Annotated in this window: 13 protein-coding genes; 12 read left to right on the top strand and 1 reads right to left on the bottom strand. The window is 73.5% G+C overall.

Features of this window, described 5'->3' with window-relative positions; translation table 11 throughout:
- The first annotated feature begins 73 nt into the window (after nucleotides 1-73).
- Nucleotides 74-748, top strand: a complete 675-nt coding sequence (locus QHG49_RS07070) for a response regulator (protein WP_360056503.1) — start codon at nucleotides 74-76, stop codon at nucleotides 746-748.
- Between the two features lie 1014 nt (nucleotides 749-1762).
- Here the strand turns inward: QHG49_RS07070 and QHG49_RS07065 are convergent.
- Complete coding sequence (locus tag QHG49_RS07065; protein ID WP_301487888.1) at nucleotides 1763-2329, bottom strand: universal stress protein; 567 nt, start codon at nucleotides 2327-2329, stop codon at nucleotides 1763-1765.
- A gap of 331 nt (nucleotides 2330-2660) precedes the next feature.
- Here QHG49_RS07065 and QHG49_RS07060 point away from each other — a divergent pair, with 331 nt between their 5' ends.
- From QHG49_RS07060 to QHG49_RS07010, 11 genes are all read left to right on the top strand, one after another.
- Nucleotides 2661-3011, top strand: coding sequence for an SAV_915 family protein (locus QHG49_RS07060; protein ID WP_145486342.1), 351 nt, complete (start codon nucleotides 2661-2663; stop codon nucleotides 3009-3011).
- Nucleotides 3012-3085: 74 nt separating this feature from the next.
- Nucleotides 3086-4414, top strand: coding sequence for a diaminopimelate decarboxylase (lysA, locus tag QHG49_RS07055; RefSeq protein ID WP_301487885.1), 1329 nt, complete (start codon nucleotides 3086-3088; stop codon nucleotides 4412-4414).
- A 93-nt stretch (nucleotides 4415-4507) separates the two neighbouring features.
- Nucleotides 4508-5416: a LysR substrate-binding domain-containing protein gene (locus QHG49_RS07050; RefSeq protein WP_145486340.1), complete on the top strand. Its 909-nt coding sequence runs from the start codon at nucleotides 4508-4510 to the stop codon at nucleotides 5414-5416.
- Nucleotides 5417-5896: 480 nt separating this feature from the next.
- The gene (locus QHG49_RS07045) at nucleotides 5897-7672 is read left to right on the top strand and encodes a gamma-glutamyltransferase family protein (RefSeq protein WP_301492729.1); all 1776 of its coding nucleotides are present in this window, start codon (nucleotides 5897-5899) and stop codon (nucleotides 7670-7672) included.
- A gap of 246 nt (nucleotides 7673-7918) precedes the next feature.
- Nucleotides 7919-9328: an NAD(P)/FAD-dependent oxidoreductase gene (locus QHG49_RS07040; RefSeq protein ID WP_201300704.1), complete on the top strand. Its 1410-nt coding sequence runs from the start codon at nucleotides 7919-7921 to the stop codon at nucleotides 9326-9328.
- Between the two features lie 79 nt (nucleotides 9329-9407).
- Nucleotides 9408-9917: an O-acetyl-ADP-ribose deacetylase gene (locus QHG49_RS07035; protein ID WP_301487882.1), complete on the top strand. Its 510-nt coding sequence runs from the start codon at nucleotides 9408-9410 to the stop codon at nucleotides 9915-9917.
- Nucleotides 9918-10268: 351 nt separating this feature from the next.
- Complete coding sequence (locus tag QHG49_RS07030) at nucleotides 10269-11462, top strand: ATP-binding protein (protein WP_145486337.1); 1194 nt, start codon at nucleotides 10269-10271, stop codon at nucleotides 11460-11462.
- On the top strand, nucleotides 11459-12298 hold the full coding sequence (locus QHG49_RS07025; protein ID WP_236576525.1) for a roadblock/LC7 domain-containing protein: 840 nt from the start codon (nucleotides 11459-11461) through the stop codon (nucleotides 12296-12298). Before QHG49_RS07030 ends, QHG49_RS07025 begins: the two co-directional genes overlap by 4 nt.
- Nucleotides 12295-12678, top strand: coding sequence for a DUF742 domain-containing protein (locus tag QHG49_RS07020; protein WP_145486336.1), 384 nt, complete (start codon nucleotides 12295-12297; stop codon nucleotides 12676-12678). Before QHG49_RS07025 ends, QHG49_RS07020 begins: the two co-directional genes overlap by 4 nt.
- 3 nt (nucleotides 12679-12681) lie before the next feature.
- On the top strand, nucleotides 12682-13242 hold the full coding sequence (locus QHG49_RS07015; RefSeq protein ID WP_145486335.1) for an ATP/GTP-binding protein: 561 nt from the start codon (nucleotides 12682-12684) through the stop codon (nucleotides 13240-13242).
- A gap of 13 nt (nucleotides 13243-13255) precedes the next feature.
- Nucleotides 13256-14608, top strand: coding sequence for a cytochrome P450 (locus QHG49_RS07010; protein WP_301487875.1), 1353 nt, complete (start codon nucleotides 13256-13258; stop codon nucleotides 14606-14608).
- Nucleotides 14609-14761 lie beyond the last annotated feature (153 nt).

Here is a 14761-nt window from a genome sequence, read left to right as displayed (position 1 = left end):
TACGCCCTACGCCCCACGCCCTACGCCCTACGCCCTACGCCCTACGGACAGGAGAGTGACTCCCATGACCCGGGTGCTCGTGGCCGAGGACGACCCGCAGCTCGTACGGGCCCTCGTCATCAACCTGCGGGCGCGCCGCTACGGCGTCGACGCCGCCCCCGACGGAGCCACCGCCCTGCGCCTCGCCGCCGCGCGCAGGCCCGATGTGGTCCTGCTGGACCTCGGGCTGCCCGACATGGACGGTGTCGACGTCATCAGGGCGCTGCGGGGCTGGACCCGGGCGCCGGTCATCGTGCTCTCCGCCCGGCAGGCGTCCGGCGACAAGGTCGCGGCGCTCGACGCGGGCGCGGACGACTACGTCACCAAGCCGTTCAGCATGGACGAGCTGCTGGCCCGGCTGCGCGCCGCGGTCCGCCGCACCGAGGACGCCCCGGCCGCGCCGGAACCGGTCCTGGTGGAGACGGCGCACTTCAGTGTCGACCTGCTCGCCAAGAAGGTACTGCGGGACGGCAGCGACGTACGGCTCACCCCGACGGAGTGGCAACTGCTGGAGATCCTGGTGACCAACCCCGGCCGGCTGATCACCCAGCGGCATCTGCTGCGCGAGGTGTGGGGAGTCACACGGGCCGACAAGACCAACTATCTGCGGGTCTACATGGCCCAACTCCGCCGCAAACTGGAGAACGACCCCGCGCATCCCCGGTATCTGATCACCGAGCCGGGGATGGGGTATCGGTTCGAGGCGTGAGCGGGGAGCGGAGACCGGGGGCCGGGGCGGCACGGGATCGGGGCCGGGCGACGGGCTGAGCCCCGGCCAAGTGGGGCTCGGGTGACGGTTCGAGAGCGGCCAGGGGGGACCTGGGCGACGGTTCGAGTTCCGGCCGTGTGGGTTCCCGGGCGTCGATTCGGGCCGTCGGACGGCTCGGGTCGGGGGCGTTGGGGGGCTGGCCGGTTCGGTTGCTGGGGGGGGAGGAGGAGGCTCGGGTTGCGGGCGCGGGCTCCGGGAGTCGGGGTGCCGGTCCTGGGCGGCGCGGGCCTCGGGCGATCCCGGCGCCGGGCGTCGGTTCAGGCGTCGCAGGGCTCGGGTCGCGGACGCTGGTGCAGCCTGCCGGACGGCTCGGTCCCGGGTCTCAGGTTCCGGCCGGGTCGAGTCGCGGGCGCTGGATCGGGCTACGGGAGTCGGTGCTGGTCTTGGGAGGCGTGGGCCTCGGACGACTCCGGTACGGGGCATCCGTTCGGGCCACCGGACAGCACGGGCCGAACTCAAGCTGCCGGACCGTCCGGGACCAGGGCCGCTCAGCTTCAGGACGGCCGGTTCGCCCTTCGGCCGGTTCGGGCCGGGGCGCGGGCTCGGGTTTCGGGCGTCGGTCCAGGCCCCGGACGGCTCAGATCACCGGACGGCACGAGCGAACTTAAGGCCCGGACGATTCAGCTTCGGGTGTCGACTCAGGTCATCGGACGGCTCGTACCCCGGACCCAAGCCCTGGACGGCGCGGCCCAACCCCAGGCGGCTCACCCCCCAAGGGCGGCGCACCCCCATGGCTGTCGGTTCCCCCTCCGGTCCCAAGCCCCGCACGCTCGAACCCAGGGCGATCGGACCTAGCGCGGCCCCGGCCCCTGCCCTGTGCAGCTCAACCCCCAGACGGCTCACCCTCCAGGGCGGCTCAGCCCCGGTCCACCGGTTCCCCCTCCGGTCTCCTTAGGGCGGCTCACCCCCCAGCCACCGGTTCCCCCTCCAGCCCGCCCAGCTCCCGCCTCCGCCTCACACTCCCGGCGGCACCACCCCCAACTCCCGCTCCACATCACCACTGTCCAAGCGCAGCCGCAACGCATTGCGGCGGTGCGCGTTCGTCAGCGCGGCGTGCAGAGGGGAGGGCGGGATCGCGAGGACGGGGCAGGTGGCGTGGGCGAGGCAGTAGCGGCTCACGGAGGGCCACAGGGCGCGGCGCAGCCGGCCGCGGCCACCGGTACCGATCACCAGGAGGTCGGTGTCGCGCCCGGCGAGCCGCACCAGCGCGGGCCCGGGGGCGCCCCGCGCGACGAGCGTCCCGCCGGGCAGCCCCGACGACGCGCCGCCGAACACCGCGCGCAGCGCGTCGAGAACCCGTTCCCGGGCGAGCCGTTCCCACTCCGGGACCAGCGCGCCCGCGGCGGGGAAGCGGCGCGCGGCGAGATCTCCCTCGGGCGGCTCCCAGGCCGTCACCGTCCACAGCTGCGCCCCGCGCCGCCGGGCCTCGACGGCGGCCCGCCCGAGCGCGGCGAGACTGCCGGGCGAGCCGCTGACCCCGACCAGCACACGCGCCGCCGCCGACTCCTGGTACTCGGACATCACTGCCACCTTCTGCGGACGGCCGCCGGGAGACGACAAGGACGCACACCCCGGCCGGCGGCTCCCGGGGGTCCCTCCATCACACCCGCGTTCCAGGCCCCGGAACAGGGCGTACGCCCTTTCTTGGCGCTCCGCTGACGCCCTGTCCGGGACCCTCCGCGCGGTGCCGTCAGCAACCCGTCAAAGCCGCCCGGATCCCCGTCAGCGTCACGTCAGGAAGGGTCCGGCAACCGGGTGGCGCGGGCATACCGTCGACAGCGAACCCCGGGCCGCCTCCCCGCGTCCGGGGTCTCCCAAGACTCCACGCTCCCTGCCTCACGGGAGGCACCTCATGACAGAACTCCGCTACGGCGACGACCCCGAGCCCCCCGAACCGTCCCCGGCCGGATCCCTGTACGTGCCGGTCCGGCCGGGACCCTCCGGGTACGCGGTACGGCTCTTCCGTACCCCGCTCGGCGAGCGCACCGCCGTCGGCTTCACCTCCGTACGCCGGCTCACCGCCACCCTCGGCTCCGGTCACGCCTTCATCCGCCTCGCGGGGACCGAAGTGCGCACCCTGACCGCACCGCTCGGCGTTACCGCCCTCACGGTGGACCCGCAGTTCACCGCCCCCGCGCCCGCCCCGGTGCCACGGCCCGCACCGGCCGCCGCCCGCGCACCGCGGACCGCCCGGATCGCCTGAGCCCGGCCCCCCGACGACGGAACACCCGACGACGTAACGCCCGACGACGTAATGCCCGAAAGAGGAACGCCGAGATGACCACGGTCCACGAACTGCCCACGACCACCGGCGCGTTGTCGGTCTGGCCCGCCTCCACCACCGAACCCCGCGCGGGCGCCCTCGCGGTGGGCGGCGTACCGCTCGCCGAGGTCGCCGACCGCTTCGGCACCCCCGTCTACGTCCTGGACGAGGCCGAGGTGCGCGACCGCTGCCGTACCTACCGCGACGCCTTCCCCGACACCGAAGTCCTCTACGCCGCCAAGGCGTTCCTGTGCCGGGCCATGGCCCGCTGGATGGAGGAGGAGGGCCTTGGACTCGACGTCTGCTCCGCAGGGGAACTCGAACTCGCCGTCACCACCGGCTTCCCGCCCGAGCGGATCGTGCTGCACGGCAACGCCAAGACCCCGCGCGACCTGGAGTCCGCGCTGCGCCTGGGCGTCGGACGCGTCGTCATCGACAGCCCCTCGGAGATCGCCCGGCTGGCCGCCGCCGTCGGGCCGGACGGCCGGCAGAAGGTGATGGTGCGCGTCGTCCCCGGCATCAGCGCGGGCGGCCACGACAAGATCCGTACCGGCACCGAGGACCAGAAGTTCGGCCTCTCCATCCGCGACGGCTACGCACTGCACGCCCTCACCCGCATCCTCGACCAGCCGAACCTCGAACTCACCGGCCTGCACTGCCACTTGGGCTCCCAGATCACCACCGTCAAGCCGTATCTGACCGCCGTGCGCCGGATGGTCGGCCTGATGGCCCGGCTGTACGGGCAGTACGGCGTGGTGCTGCCCGAACTGGACCTCGGCGGCGGCCACGGCATCGCCTACCGGCCCGGCGAGGAGGCCCTGGACCTCACGTCGCTCGCCCGCAAGGTGCGCGCCGAACTCGCCGACGCCTGCGCCTCGGCCGGGCTGCCGGTGCCCCGCCTGATCATCGAACCGGGCCGGGCGATCGCGGGCCCCGCCGGGATCGCGCTGTACCGGGTGCTGTCGGTCAAGCACACCGGCGAGCACGTCTTCGTGGCCGTGGACGGCGGCATGAGCGACAACCCGCGCCCCGCCCTGTACGGCGTGCGGTACGCGCCCCGGCTGATCGGCCGGCACAGCGCCGCCGACCCGGTCCGCACGACCGTCGTGGGCCGCCACTGCGAGGCGGGCGACGTGCTCGCCGCCGACGCCGAACTGCCCTCCGACATCCGCCCCGGCGACCTCCTCGCCGTACCCGTCGCGGGCGCCTACCACCTCTCCATGGCCTCCGGCTACAACCTGGTCGGCCGCCCGCCCGTGGTCGCCGTACGCGACGGCCGGGCCCGGCTGCTGGTCCGCCGGGAGTCACTGGAGGACCTGCGCCGCCGCGACGTGGGCCTGTGAACCGCGGCCGCCCCGCCGGAGCGCTCCGGCGGGGCGACCGTGCCCCGCCGCGCGGCACATGTCCACGCCATATATGGTCTTCATGTGGCCAATATGAACGAAGATATCAACCTCACCAAGCGCCTGCTGGAGCAGTTCCTGGTGGTAGCCGACGAGGAGCACTTCGGCCGCGCCGCCGAACGTCTGCACATGAGCCAGCCGCCCCTGAGCCAGTCGATCCAGCGGCTCGAACGGGGCCTCGGCGTGCGGCTGTTCGAGCGGGGGCCCGGCGGGGTCTCCCTCACCCCGGCGGGCGAGGTGTTCGCCGTGGACGCGCGGCGGCTGCTGGACGCCCAGTCCGCCGTGATCGAGCGGGTACGACGGGTCGCGAGCGGTCTGGAGGGCGATGTCCGGGTCGGCTATGTGACCGTCCTGAGCCATCACTATCTGCCCGCGCTGCTGCGCGCCGCCGCCGAGGAACTGCCGGGCCTGCGCGTCCATCTGCACCAGGACACGCCCGCCGGTATCGCCGAGATGGTCCGTTCCGGCGCCCTGGACCTCGGGTTCCTGCGCGACCCCTCGAACCTGTCCGCCGAACTCGTCAGCGACGCGTTCGCGGTGGAGCGGATCGCCGCCGCGCTGCCCCACGACCACCGGCTGGCCGGCGCCGACGTCATCGACCTGGCCGACCTGCGCGACGAGGACTTCGTGCTGCCCGCCCCCGGCGCGCTGCCCGCCCTCGCCCAGCAGGTCCAACTCGCCTGCCACGAGGCCGGGTTCATCCCGCGCGCCCGCGCGGAGGCCGACGACCTCACGGGCCTGTACAGCTACGTCGCCTCCGGCCTGTGCGTCGGCCTGCTCCCGGACCGTCTGCGCGACTTCCCCATCCCGGGCCTCGCCTTCGTCCCGCTGCGCGACGAGTCGCCCCTGCTGGAAACCGTCGTGGTCGCCGTCCGCCGCCCCTCCGCCGACGCCACCGTGCTGCGCCTGCTGAACCTGATCACCCGCCGCGCCACCGACTGAGCCGCCGGACCGCCCGACGCCGACGCCGTGCCACCGCATGAGCACCGCCCTCGTCGTCGGCGGCACCCACGGCGAGGAGGCGATCCCGCCCGGCCTGCTGCACGGCCACTGCTCCGCCGTCCACCCCCTGGCCGTCGCCTCACCCGCCCACCGGACCCTCGGCCTGGGCCCGGCACGGGCTGCGCCGGCGGCTGCCGGGCATCGACGGCACCCGTCCCGCCCTCGACCCCTACGCCACCGGCCCGCCCGGCGTCTTCTGCTGCTCCGCCGCCGTCCCGCCGGGCCCCGGCGCCCACGGCATGCGCGGGGCGGGATCGGCGGCATCGGCCCTGCGCCATCCGGGAGTTCGGCGGAGCCGGGCGGAGTGAGGACGGGAAGCGGGACCCTCGGTAGCCTGGCGACCGACCGGAATCAGCCCGCACTCCCGCGAGGTGAGACGTGCAGTTCACCACCCGGCCCACCCTGCAAGGCACCTTCGGCATGGCCTCCGCCACCCACTGGCTGGCCGCCCAGTCCGCGATGGCCGTGCTGGAGGACGGCGGCAACGCCTTCGACGCGGCCGTGGCGGGCGCTTTCGTGCTGCATGTCGTGGAGCCGCATCTGAACGGCCCGGCCGGGGAGGTGCCGATCCTGCTCGCCCCCGCCGGCGGCCCGGCCCGGGTGCTGTGCGGACAGGGCGTGGCCCCGGCCGCCGCCACCGCCGCGCACTACCGGGACCTCGGCCTGGACCTCGTCCCCGGCACCGGCCCCCTCGCCGCCGCCGTGCCCGGTGCCTTCGACGCCTGGCTGCTGCTCCTGCGCGACCACGGCACCAAGTCCCTTGAGGACGTGCTCAAATACGCCATCGGCTACGCGGAGCATGGCCACCCGCCGGTGGAGAACATCGCCGCGACCGTCGACGGCGTACGGGCCCTGTTCGAGACGGAGTGGACGTCCTCGGCGGAGCTGTACCTGCCGGGCGGCCGCGCGCCCCGCCCCGGTGTGCCGCTGCGCAACCCCGCCCTCGCCGCCACCTGGCGCCGGCTGCTCGCCGAGACCGCGCGGGCCGGGAACCGGGAGGCCCGCATCGACGCGGCCCGCGAGGTGTGGCGCGGCGGCTTCATCGCCGAGGCGCTGGTACGGCAGTCCCGGCGCCCCACCCTGGACACCAGCGGCGAACGGCACACCGGGACGCTGGACGCGGCCGATCTCGCCAACTGGTCGGCGACGTACGAGGATCCGGTGTCGTACGACTGGAACGGCTGGACCGTCTGCAAGGCAGGACCCTGGAGCCAGGGCCCCGCCTTCCTCCAGCAACTCGCCCTGCTGCCACCGGAACTGCCCGAGTACGGCAGCGCCGACTACGTCCATCTCCTCGTCGAGGGCTGCAAGTTGGCCATGGCCGACCGGGAGGCCTGGTACGGCGACGCCGCCGGGGTGCCGCTCGCGGAGCTGCTGTCCGACGAGTACAACGCCGGGCGGCGCGCGCTGATCGGGAGCGAGGCGTCGTACCAACTGCGCCCCGGCGCCCCCGGTGGCCGCACCCCCCGGCTGCCCGACCTGGCCCGTAAGCCCGCGCCGCTCGCGGAGGAGGGGTTCGACCCGATGGGCGTGGGGGAGCCGACGGTCGCCCGGCTGTCCGGCGATCCCCGGGTGGCCGCCGACGGGAGCACCCGGGGCGACACCTGCCATCTCGACGTGGTCGACCGCTGGGGCAACATGATCGCGGCCACGCCCAGCGGCGGCTGGCTCCAGTCCAACCCCGTCGTGCCCGAACTGGGCTTCCCGCTCGGCACCCGGCTCCAGATGGCCTTCCTGGAGGAGGGCCTGCCGAACACCCTCACCCCAGGCCGCCGCCCCCGCACCACCCTGACCCCCTCCCTCGCGCTGCGCGACGGCGTCCCGGTCATGGCGTTCGGCACGCCCGGCGGCGACCAGCAGGACCAGTGGCAGCCGCACTTCTTCCTCGCCGTCGCCCTGCGCGCCCCGGTCCGCGGCGGCCTCGACCTCCAGGGCGCGGTGGACGCCCCCAACTGGCACAACGACGCCTTCCCCAGCTCCTTCTACCCGCGCGGCCACCGCCCCGGCGCCCTGACCGTCGAGTCCCGGATGCCGGACGCGGTGGTGGCCGGACTGCGCCGCCGCGGCCACGACCTCACCCTCGGGCCCGCCTGGTCCGAGGGCCGGCTGTGCGCGGTCGCCCGCGACCCGGAGACCGGCGTCCTGTCGGCGGCGGCGAACCCGCGGGGGATGCAGGGGTACGCGGTGGGACGCTGACCATTCGGCTCCCTCGGGTTCCCAGGGTCCCTCGACTCCCTCGGGTTCCCAGGGTCCTTTGGCCGCCCGCGCGCCCGCCCGCGCACCTGCCCGCCAGCCGCGCCGCCCGCCCGCGCACCTGCCCGCCAGCCGCGCCGCCCGCGCGCCGCCCCGGCGCGTGCCGGATGCCGCCCCGCGCTGTCGGTGACCCGGCATATCCTGACCCCGAGTGGCCAGCGGTTGACGAAGGGGTCCGAGGTGCCGTCGATGCTCGATGCGGTCGTGGTGGGTGCGGGGCCGAACGGACTGACCGCCGCGGTGGAACTGGCCCGGCGGGGCTTCTCCGTGGCCCTGTTCGAGGCGTGCTCCACCGTGGGCGGCGGTGCCCGCACCGAGGAGCTGACCCTGCCCGGCTTCCGGCACGACCCGTGCTCGGCCGCCCACCCCCTGGGCATCAACTCGCCCGCCTTCCGCGCCCTGCCCCTGGAGCGCTACGGCCTCGAATGGCTGCACGCCGAGCTGCCCATGGCGCACCCCTTCCCCGACGGCACCGCGGCCGTGCTCTCCCGCTCGGTCGCCGAGACCGCCGCCTCCTTCGGACCGCGCGACGCGGGGCCGTACCGAAGACTGGTCGAGCCGCTGCTCGCCCACTGGGACACGCTCGCAGGGGACTTCATGTCCCTGCCGCTGACCGCGCTGCCCCGCGACCCCGTCACCCTGGCCCGCTTCGGACTGGCCGGGCTGCCGCCGTCCACCTGGCTGATGCGCCGGTTCAGGGACGAGCGGGTCAAGACCCTGTTCGCCGGGCTCGTCGCCCATGTGATGGCCCCGCTGGACGGGCTCGCCACCGGTGCCGTCGGCCTCGTCTTCGCGCTCGCGGCGCACGCCCGCGGCTGGCCGGTGGCCCGCGGCGGCTCCCAGGCCATCTCGGACGCGCTGGCCGCCTACCTCCGCGACCTCGGCGGCGCGGTGCACACCGACTACCAGGTCAAACGCCTGGACGACCTGCCGCCCGCGCGCGCCTACGTCTTCGACACCTCGCCCGCCGCCCTCGCCCGCATCGCCGGCTTCGGCGCTTACTACGACCGCTACCGCTACGGCCCCAGCGTCTTCAAGATCGACTACGCGCTGGACGGCCCGGTCCCCTGGACCGCCCCCGAGGCCCGGGTCGCCGGCACCGTCCAGATCGGCGCGAGCCGGGCCGAGATCGACACCGCCCTGCGGGCCGCCTCCCGCCAGGGCCGCGCCCCCGAGAGACCGTTCATGATCACCGTGCAGCCCAGCGTGGCCGACCCCGGCCGCGCTCCCGAGGGCAAGCACGTCTTCTGGGCGTACGGCCATGTCCCCAACGGCTGGTCCGGTGATCTCACCGACGCCATGGAGCGGCAGCTGGAGCGCTTCGCCCCCGGTTTCCGCGACCGCGTCCTCGCCCGCGCCGTCGCCGGCCCCGCCGAGATGGCCGCCCGCAACGCCAACTACGTGGGCGGCGACATCGCCTGCGGCGCCGCCTCCGGGCTCCAGCTGCTGCTGCGGCCCCGGCCGACCCTCTTCCCGTACCGCACCCCCCACCCGGCGGTCTTCCTCTGCTCCTCGGCCACCCCACCGGGACCCGGCGTCCACGGCATGTCGGGCCACAACGCGGCGAAGGCCGTCTGGCGGAGACTGAGGCAGACGTGACCTCCGGCAGAGACTGAGGCAGACCTCGTGTCCGGCGGAGACCGGGCAGACATGACCTCCGGCGGAGAGTGAGACGGACATGACCGGCATCCTGCTCGTCCAGGGCGACATCACCCACCAGCGCGCCGACGCGATCGTCAACGCGGCCAACTCCTCGCTGCTCGGCGGCGGCGGGGTCGACGGCGCCATCCACCGCCGCGGCGGCCCCGAGATCCTCGCCGAGTGCCGCGCCCTGCGCGCCGCGCGCTACGGCCGGGGACTGCCGACCGGACAGGCCGTCGCGACCACCGCGGGGCGGCTCGACGCCCAATGGGTGATCCATACCGTCGGACCGGTTTTCAGCGAGAGCGAGGACCGCTCGCCGCTGCTCGCCTCCTGCTACCGCGAGTCACTGGCCGTCGCCGACGCGCTCGGCGCCCGCACGGTGGCGTTTCCGGCCATCTCCACCGGCGTCTACCGCTGGCCCATGGCGGATGCCGCCCGGATCGCCCTGGAGGCCGTCCGCTCCGCGGAGACGGCCGTCGAGGAGATCCGCTTCGTGCTCTTCGACGCGCAGGCGTACGAGGTGTTCGCCCGTCAGATGAGCTGAACCGACGGCTGTTTCACGCCCTCTCACCTTCTTCTCGTCGCCCTTCTTTCACCGCTTGCGGACAACTCGCGGAGCCCTATCCGGAATTGTCGGAGCAGGAGCGGGTAATCACCGCAACCCGGGCGTTGAGCAGGCTTGTTGGCCTGTCTCGGCGGAGCAAAGGTTCCCCTAAGCGGGTGATAGCATCCCCGCGTCTGTGACCTTGGTCCCCTCGGCTCAGGCACCGCAGAAAACGGTTTCGGTCCGGTCCTCCGCGCGACCTGCCCGGCCCGTTCGCGACCGGTCGTCCCACACCGGTGGTGCGGTGCACTTCCGCCAACGGTCGCGGGCTAACCGCCAGGAAAGGTTTCCATGATTCGAGACGCACTTGTCTGGTGCCTGGTTGTCGTGGCGGCGCTCGGCGTCGCCGCGGCCGTGGTCCTCAGTCGTCGCGCCAAGGCCATCGCGGCGAACAAGGACAGGTCCGAAGCCGCACTGACCCAGCGACTGAGCGAGGCCGACGGCCGGCTCGCGACTTTACGAGCGGAGCTGCACCAGCACCGGACGGACCACGCCAAGACCATCCAGGAAGCCGAGGAGGCGGCGGAGGACAGCACCAAGGCCGTGCTCAAGGGTTCCGCGCGCTTCCTGCAGAGCCTCGCCGCCGAACAGCTGGCGCTGCTGGAGGAGATCCAGCGCAAGTACGGCGGCCACTCCGTCCTCGGTGACCTCCTGGAGGTCGGCCACGCCAACGCGCAGATGGCACGCAAGGCACAGGGCATCGCCGTGATGTGCGGCGCCCCGCTGGGCCGCCGCAGCCGCGCCGCCAGCGTCTACGACGTGGTGCGCAGCGCCCAGGGCCAGATCCGCAACTTCCGGCGCGTGGAGATCATGCAGCAGACCGGCTTCGCGCTGAAGGCGTCCGCGGTCTCGCCCGTCGCCCTCGCCGTCGCCGAGCTGCTCGACAACGCTGCCAGCTTCTCCCAGCAGGGCTCGCCCATCGAGGTGACGTTCCAGCGGGTGCAGAAGAACCTCTGCATCGTCATCGACGACGCGGGCGTCGGCATGAACGACGAGGAGCGGCAGAAGGCCACCGCCCTGCTCTCCGGCCAGTACCGCCCCCGGCTGTCCCAGCTGGGCAACCAGCCGAAGTTCGGCTTCCCGGTGATCGGCCTGCTGTCCCAGCAGTACGGGTTCCGGGTGGACGTGACCGGCGTCTCCCGCTACGGCGGTGTGCGCGCGGTCGTGCTGCTGCCCGAGGAGCTGTGGACCGAGGAGGAGACGGCGCCGGTGAACGAGGTCCAGCCCGTTGTCGAGCAGTCCGGCGGTCCCGCCGCCCGGCCCGAGCCGGTGGCCCGCACCGCGGGCGGCCTGCCCCGGCGCGGCGCCCGCCAGGTGCCCATAGCCAGCGTTCCCGACCAGGACACCGTCGGCCTGCCGCACGTCCCGGCGGCGGAGGAGGACGCCGGCCGCGCGGCCGGCCGCAGCCTGGGGGCCTTCCAGCGCGGCACGCTCTCCGGCCGCAACCTCTCCGCGGCACCGTCCGAAGGGTCCGATGACACATGATCACCGACCTGTCGTGGATGCTCGAGGACATCGTGGCCAACGTGCCCAAGGCACGCCACGCCGTCCTGCTGTCCGCGGACGGCCTGCCCCGCGGGGCGACCGACGGCATGGCCCAGAAGGACGTGCGGACCATCTCCGCCGCCATGGCGGGCATGCAGTCGCTGAGCCGGGCCACGTCCCACTTCGCCGGGGACGGCCCGGACCGGCAGTGGAACCAGACCATCATCGAGTTCTCGCACGGCTGGATCTTCCTGATCGGGGCCGGACAGGGCGCCTATCTCGCGGCGGCCGCGGCACCCGACGTCGACATGCAGCAGATCTCCTTCCGCATGCACCGGCTCGTCGCCCGGCTCGGCAACAACCTCACCTCGCCGCCCCGGGTGCACGCCGACGAGGCCGGGGCACGCGCCCAGCGCGCCCGCACCGGCCAGGAGATCGGCACCGGCATCCGGATCGCCGACCTGGACGAGGTGATCGGCGAGGTGCGCGGCGCCCGGCACGCCGTACTGCTCGGCGGCGACGGACTGCCCCGCGGCGCCACCACCGGCATGAGCCAGGACCTCGCGGACACCATCTCCGCCGCGATGACCGGCATCCACGCCTACAGCCGGGCCACCGCCCAGTTCGCCGGCGTCCAGGCGGACGCGTCCTGGCGGCAGACGGTCATCGAGTTCCAGCACGGCTGGATCTTCCTGATCTCCGCCGGGCGGGGCGCCTTCCTCGCCGCCGCGGCCCAGCACGACGCCGACATCGAGGATTTCACCACCCGGCTGCACCGGGTGGTGCCGCGTCTCGGCGCCTATCTGTCCCCGCACGGGGAGGCGAGCCGCGCGTGAGTGACGAGCCCGACGAGGACCTGGAACTCACCTCCGCGTTAGTCCCGTTCTTCGTGATCACGAACGGGCGATCCCTGCCCCCGGAACACGCCTACGGGCATACGACGCTCGTGTCCGCGAGCGAGCACGCCGCCACCACGGTGCGCACGCTCACCCCGGAGGCCCGGCAGGTTCTGGACCTGGTCATGGACGGATTCCTGTCCGTGGCCGAGGTGGCCGCCCACACCCGTCTGCCACTGGGGGTCGTCCGGATCCTGCTGGCCGAGATGGAGGACGGCGGCCTGATCATCGCGCGGAAGCCGGTGCCCCGCGCGGAACGTGTCGACCGTGACGTACTGAACGCCGTGCTCGACGGCCTCAGAGCCCGATTCGGAGCGTGATTCGTGTACCTGGATTCAGGTGTCCGTACGGCGGTGAAGGTGCTCGTGGTGGGGCACTTCGGGGTCGGCAAGACCACGTGCATCGCCAGCATCTCCGAGATCGAGCCGCTGCGGACCGAAGAAGAGATCACCGAGGCCAGCGAGGGCTTCGACGATCTGTCGGGCACCCCCGACAAGACCACCACGACGGTCGCCATGGACTTCGGCCGTCTGACCATCAACGACGAGGTGGTGCTGTATCTCTTCGGCACCCCCGGCCAGGAACGCTTCAAGGAGATGTGGGAGGAGCTGTCCCGGGGAGCCCTGGGCGCGCTCGTCCTCGTCGACCCCGAGCGGCTGTCCGAGTCGTTCCCCATCCTCGACCTGGTCGAGCGGTTCGGGCTGACGTACGCCATCGGGGTCAACCACTTCGACGGCACGCCCGGCTACCCCCTCTCCGAGGTGCGCGAGGCCCTCAACCTGACCGCGGACACCCCCGTCGTCCCCTGCGACGTCCGCAGCGAGCAGTCGTCGGCCAACGCGCTGATCACCCTCGTGCACCACCTTCTCTCCCTCATCGACTAGGAGCCCCCCGCTCATGCAGCAGCGACCCGGCATAGAGCCGCCCCCCGGCTGCCCCGCACACGGGAACATCCCGCTCTACGGCCCCCACTTCGGCTCCGACCCGGACGGCCACTACGCCCATCTGCGCGCCCTCGGCCCGAGCGCGCCGGTGGACATCGCGCCCGGCGTCGAGGTCGAGCTGGTCACCAGCTACGACGCCGCGCTCTACATCCTCCAGAACCCCGCCTCCTTCGTCCGCGACTCGCGCCGCTGGAACGCGCTGAACGAGGGCCGCGTGCCCGAGGACAGCCCCGCGCTCCCGATGCTGGCGTACCGGCCCAACGCGCTGATGAGCGACGGCGCCGCGCACGCCCGTCTGCGCCAGGCCGTCACCGACTCCCTGGCCAGCGTCAACGAGCTCCAGCTGGTGCGTCAGACGCAGGCCTCGGCCGACTACCTGATCAGCCGCTTCAGCTCGGAGCGCATGGGCCAGGCCGAGCTGATGGCGGAGTACGCCCAGCCGCTGCCGCTGCTGGTCTTCAGCGACCTGTTCGGCTGCCCGCCCGAGATCGGTGACCGCGTCATCGCGGGCATCACCGGCCTCTTCTCCGGCAGCGCCGGCGCCGACCAGCTGCTGGCCGAGGCGCTGAACGAGCTGATCGCCCTCAAGCGCCGCAACCCCGGCGACGACCTGACGACGCGGCTGATGCAGCACTCGGCGCAGCTGACCGACGAGGAGATGATGCACCAGCTCATCACCCTCCTCTCCGGCGGCACCACGCCGCTGTCCGCCATGATCGGCACCGCGAGCGCGCTGATCCTCGGCGAGGAGTGGCAGTCCGGCCTGCCGGTCGAGGACGCCGTCACCCAGGTCCTGTGGAACTACGCGCCGATCGCCAACTACGCGGCCCACTACCCCACCCACGACGTGGAGCTGGGCGGCCGGGTGGTCAGGGCGAACGACCCGGTGCTGATCTCCTTCGCGGCCGCCAACACCGACCCCCGGCTCGCCGAGCACCGCGAACAGCTCAGCGCCAAGGCCCACTTGGCCTTCGGCGCGGGCCCGCACGCCTGCCCCGCCAAGGACCCGGCGTTCGTGATCGCGGTGACCGCCGTGGAGACCTTGCTGAACCGGCTCCCGGACATCGAGGTCCGGATGCCGTTCAAGGACCTCGGCTGGGTCCCGGCGCCGTGGAGCCGTTCCCTGGTGGCGCTGCCGGTGCGCTTCACCCCGCGCATCGTGGTGCCGACGGCCGCGCAGAAGACGGAGTCCCCGGCGGCCCCCGCGGGCCATGTCACGACCACCCCCCGGCCGGCGGCGAGCAGCGCCCCCAAGCCCAAGTCGGGCCTGTTCAGCCGCTTCCTGGCGTGGACGCGGGGAGAGTGACGAGGGCGGCCCTCGGCCCGCACGGCCTCGACGGCGACCGCGTCGCGAAGGACGGGGGTCATCGGTTTCCGGTGGCCCCCGCCGTGCCGGTCCCGTGTACGGGTTTGGGTAGCATCGCGCGCAGTGCCTGACCACAGGCCGATGCCGAAGAGG

It is taken from the genome of Streptomyces sp. WP-1, assembly GCF_030450125.1.
Classification (GTDB): domain Bacteria; phylum Actinomycetota; class Actinomycetes; order Streptomycetales; family Streptomycetaceae; genus Streptomyces; species Streptomyces incarnatus.
This window is presented reverse-complemented; position numbering and strand designations above follow the sequence as displayed.

Excerpts from the sequence above, each read along its gene's own strand:
- QHG49_RS07065 (WP_301487888.1), bottom strand. The coding sequence starts at position 2,329 with ATGTCCGAGTACCAGGAGTCGGCGGCGGCGCGTGTGCTGGTCGGGGTC.
- QHG49_RS07060 (WP_145486342.1), top strand. The coding sequence starts at position 2,661 with ATGACAGAACTCCGCTACGGCGACGACCCCGAGCCCCCCGAACCGTCC.
- lysA (WP_301487885.1), top strand. The coding sequence starts at position 3,086 with ATGACCACGGTCCACGAACTGCCCACGACCACCGGCGCGTTGTCGGTC.
- QHG49_RS07050 (WP_145486340.1), top strand. The coding sequence starts at position 4,508 with ATGAACGAAGATATCAACCTCACCAAGCGCCTGCTGGAGCAGTTCCTG.
- QHG49_RS07045 (WP_301492729.1), top strand. The coding sequence starts at position 5,897 with ATGGCCTCCGCCACCCACTGGCTGGCCGCCCAGTCCGCGATGGCCGTG.
- QHG49_RS07040 (WP_201300704.1), top strand. The coding sequence starts at position 7,919 with ATGCTCGATGCGGTCGTGGTGGGTGCGGGGCCGAACGGACTGACCGCC.
- QHG49_RS07035 (WP_301487882.1), top strand. The coding sequence starts at position 9,408 with ATGACCGGCATCCTGCTCGTCCAGGGCGACATCACCCACCAGCGCGCC.
- QHG49_RS07030 (WP_145486337.1), top strand. The coding sequence starts at position 10,269 with ATGATTCGAGACGCACTTGTCTGGTGCCTGGTTGTCGTGGCGGCGCTC.
- QHG49_RS07025 (WP_236576525.1), top strand. The coding sequence starts at position 11,459 with ATGATCACCGACCTGTCGTGGATGCTCGAGGACATCGTGGCCAACGTG.
- QHG49_RS07010 (WP_301487875.1), top strand. The coding sequence starts at position 13,256 with ATGCAGCAGCGACCCGGCATAGAGCCGCCCCCCGGCTGCCCCGCACAC.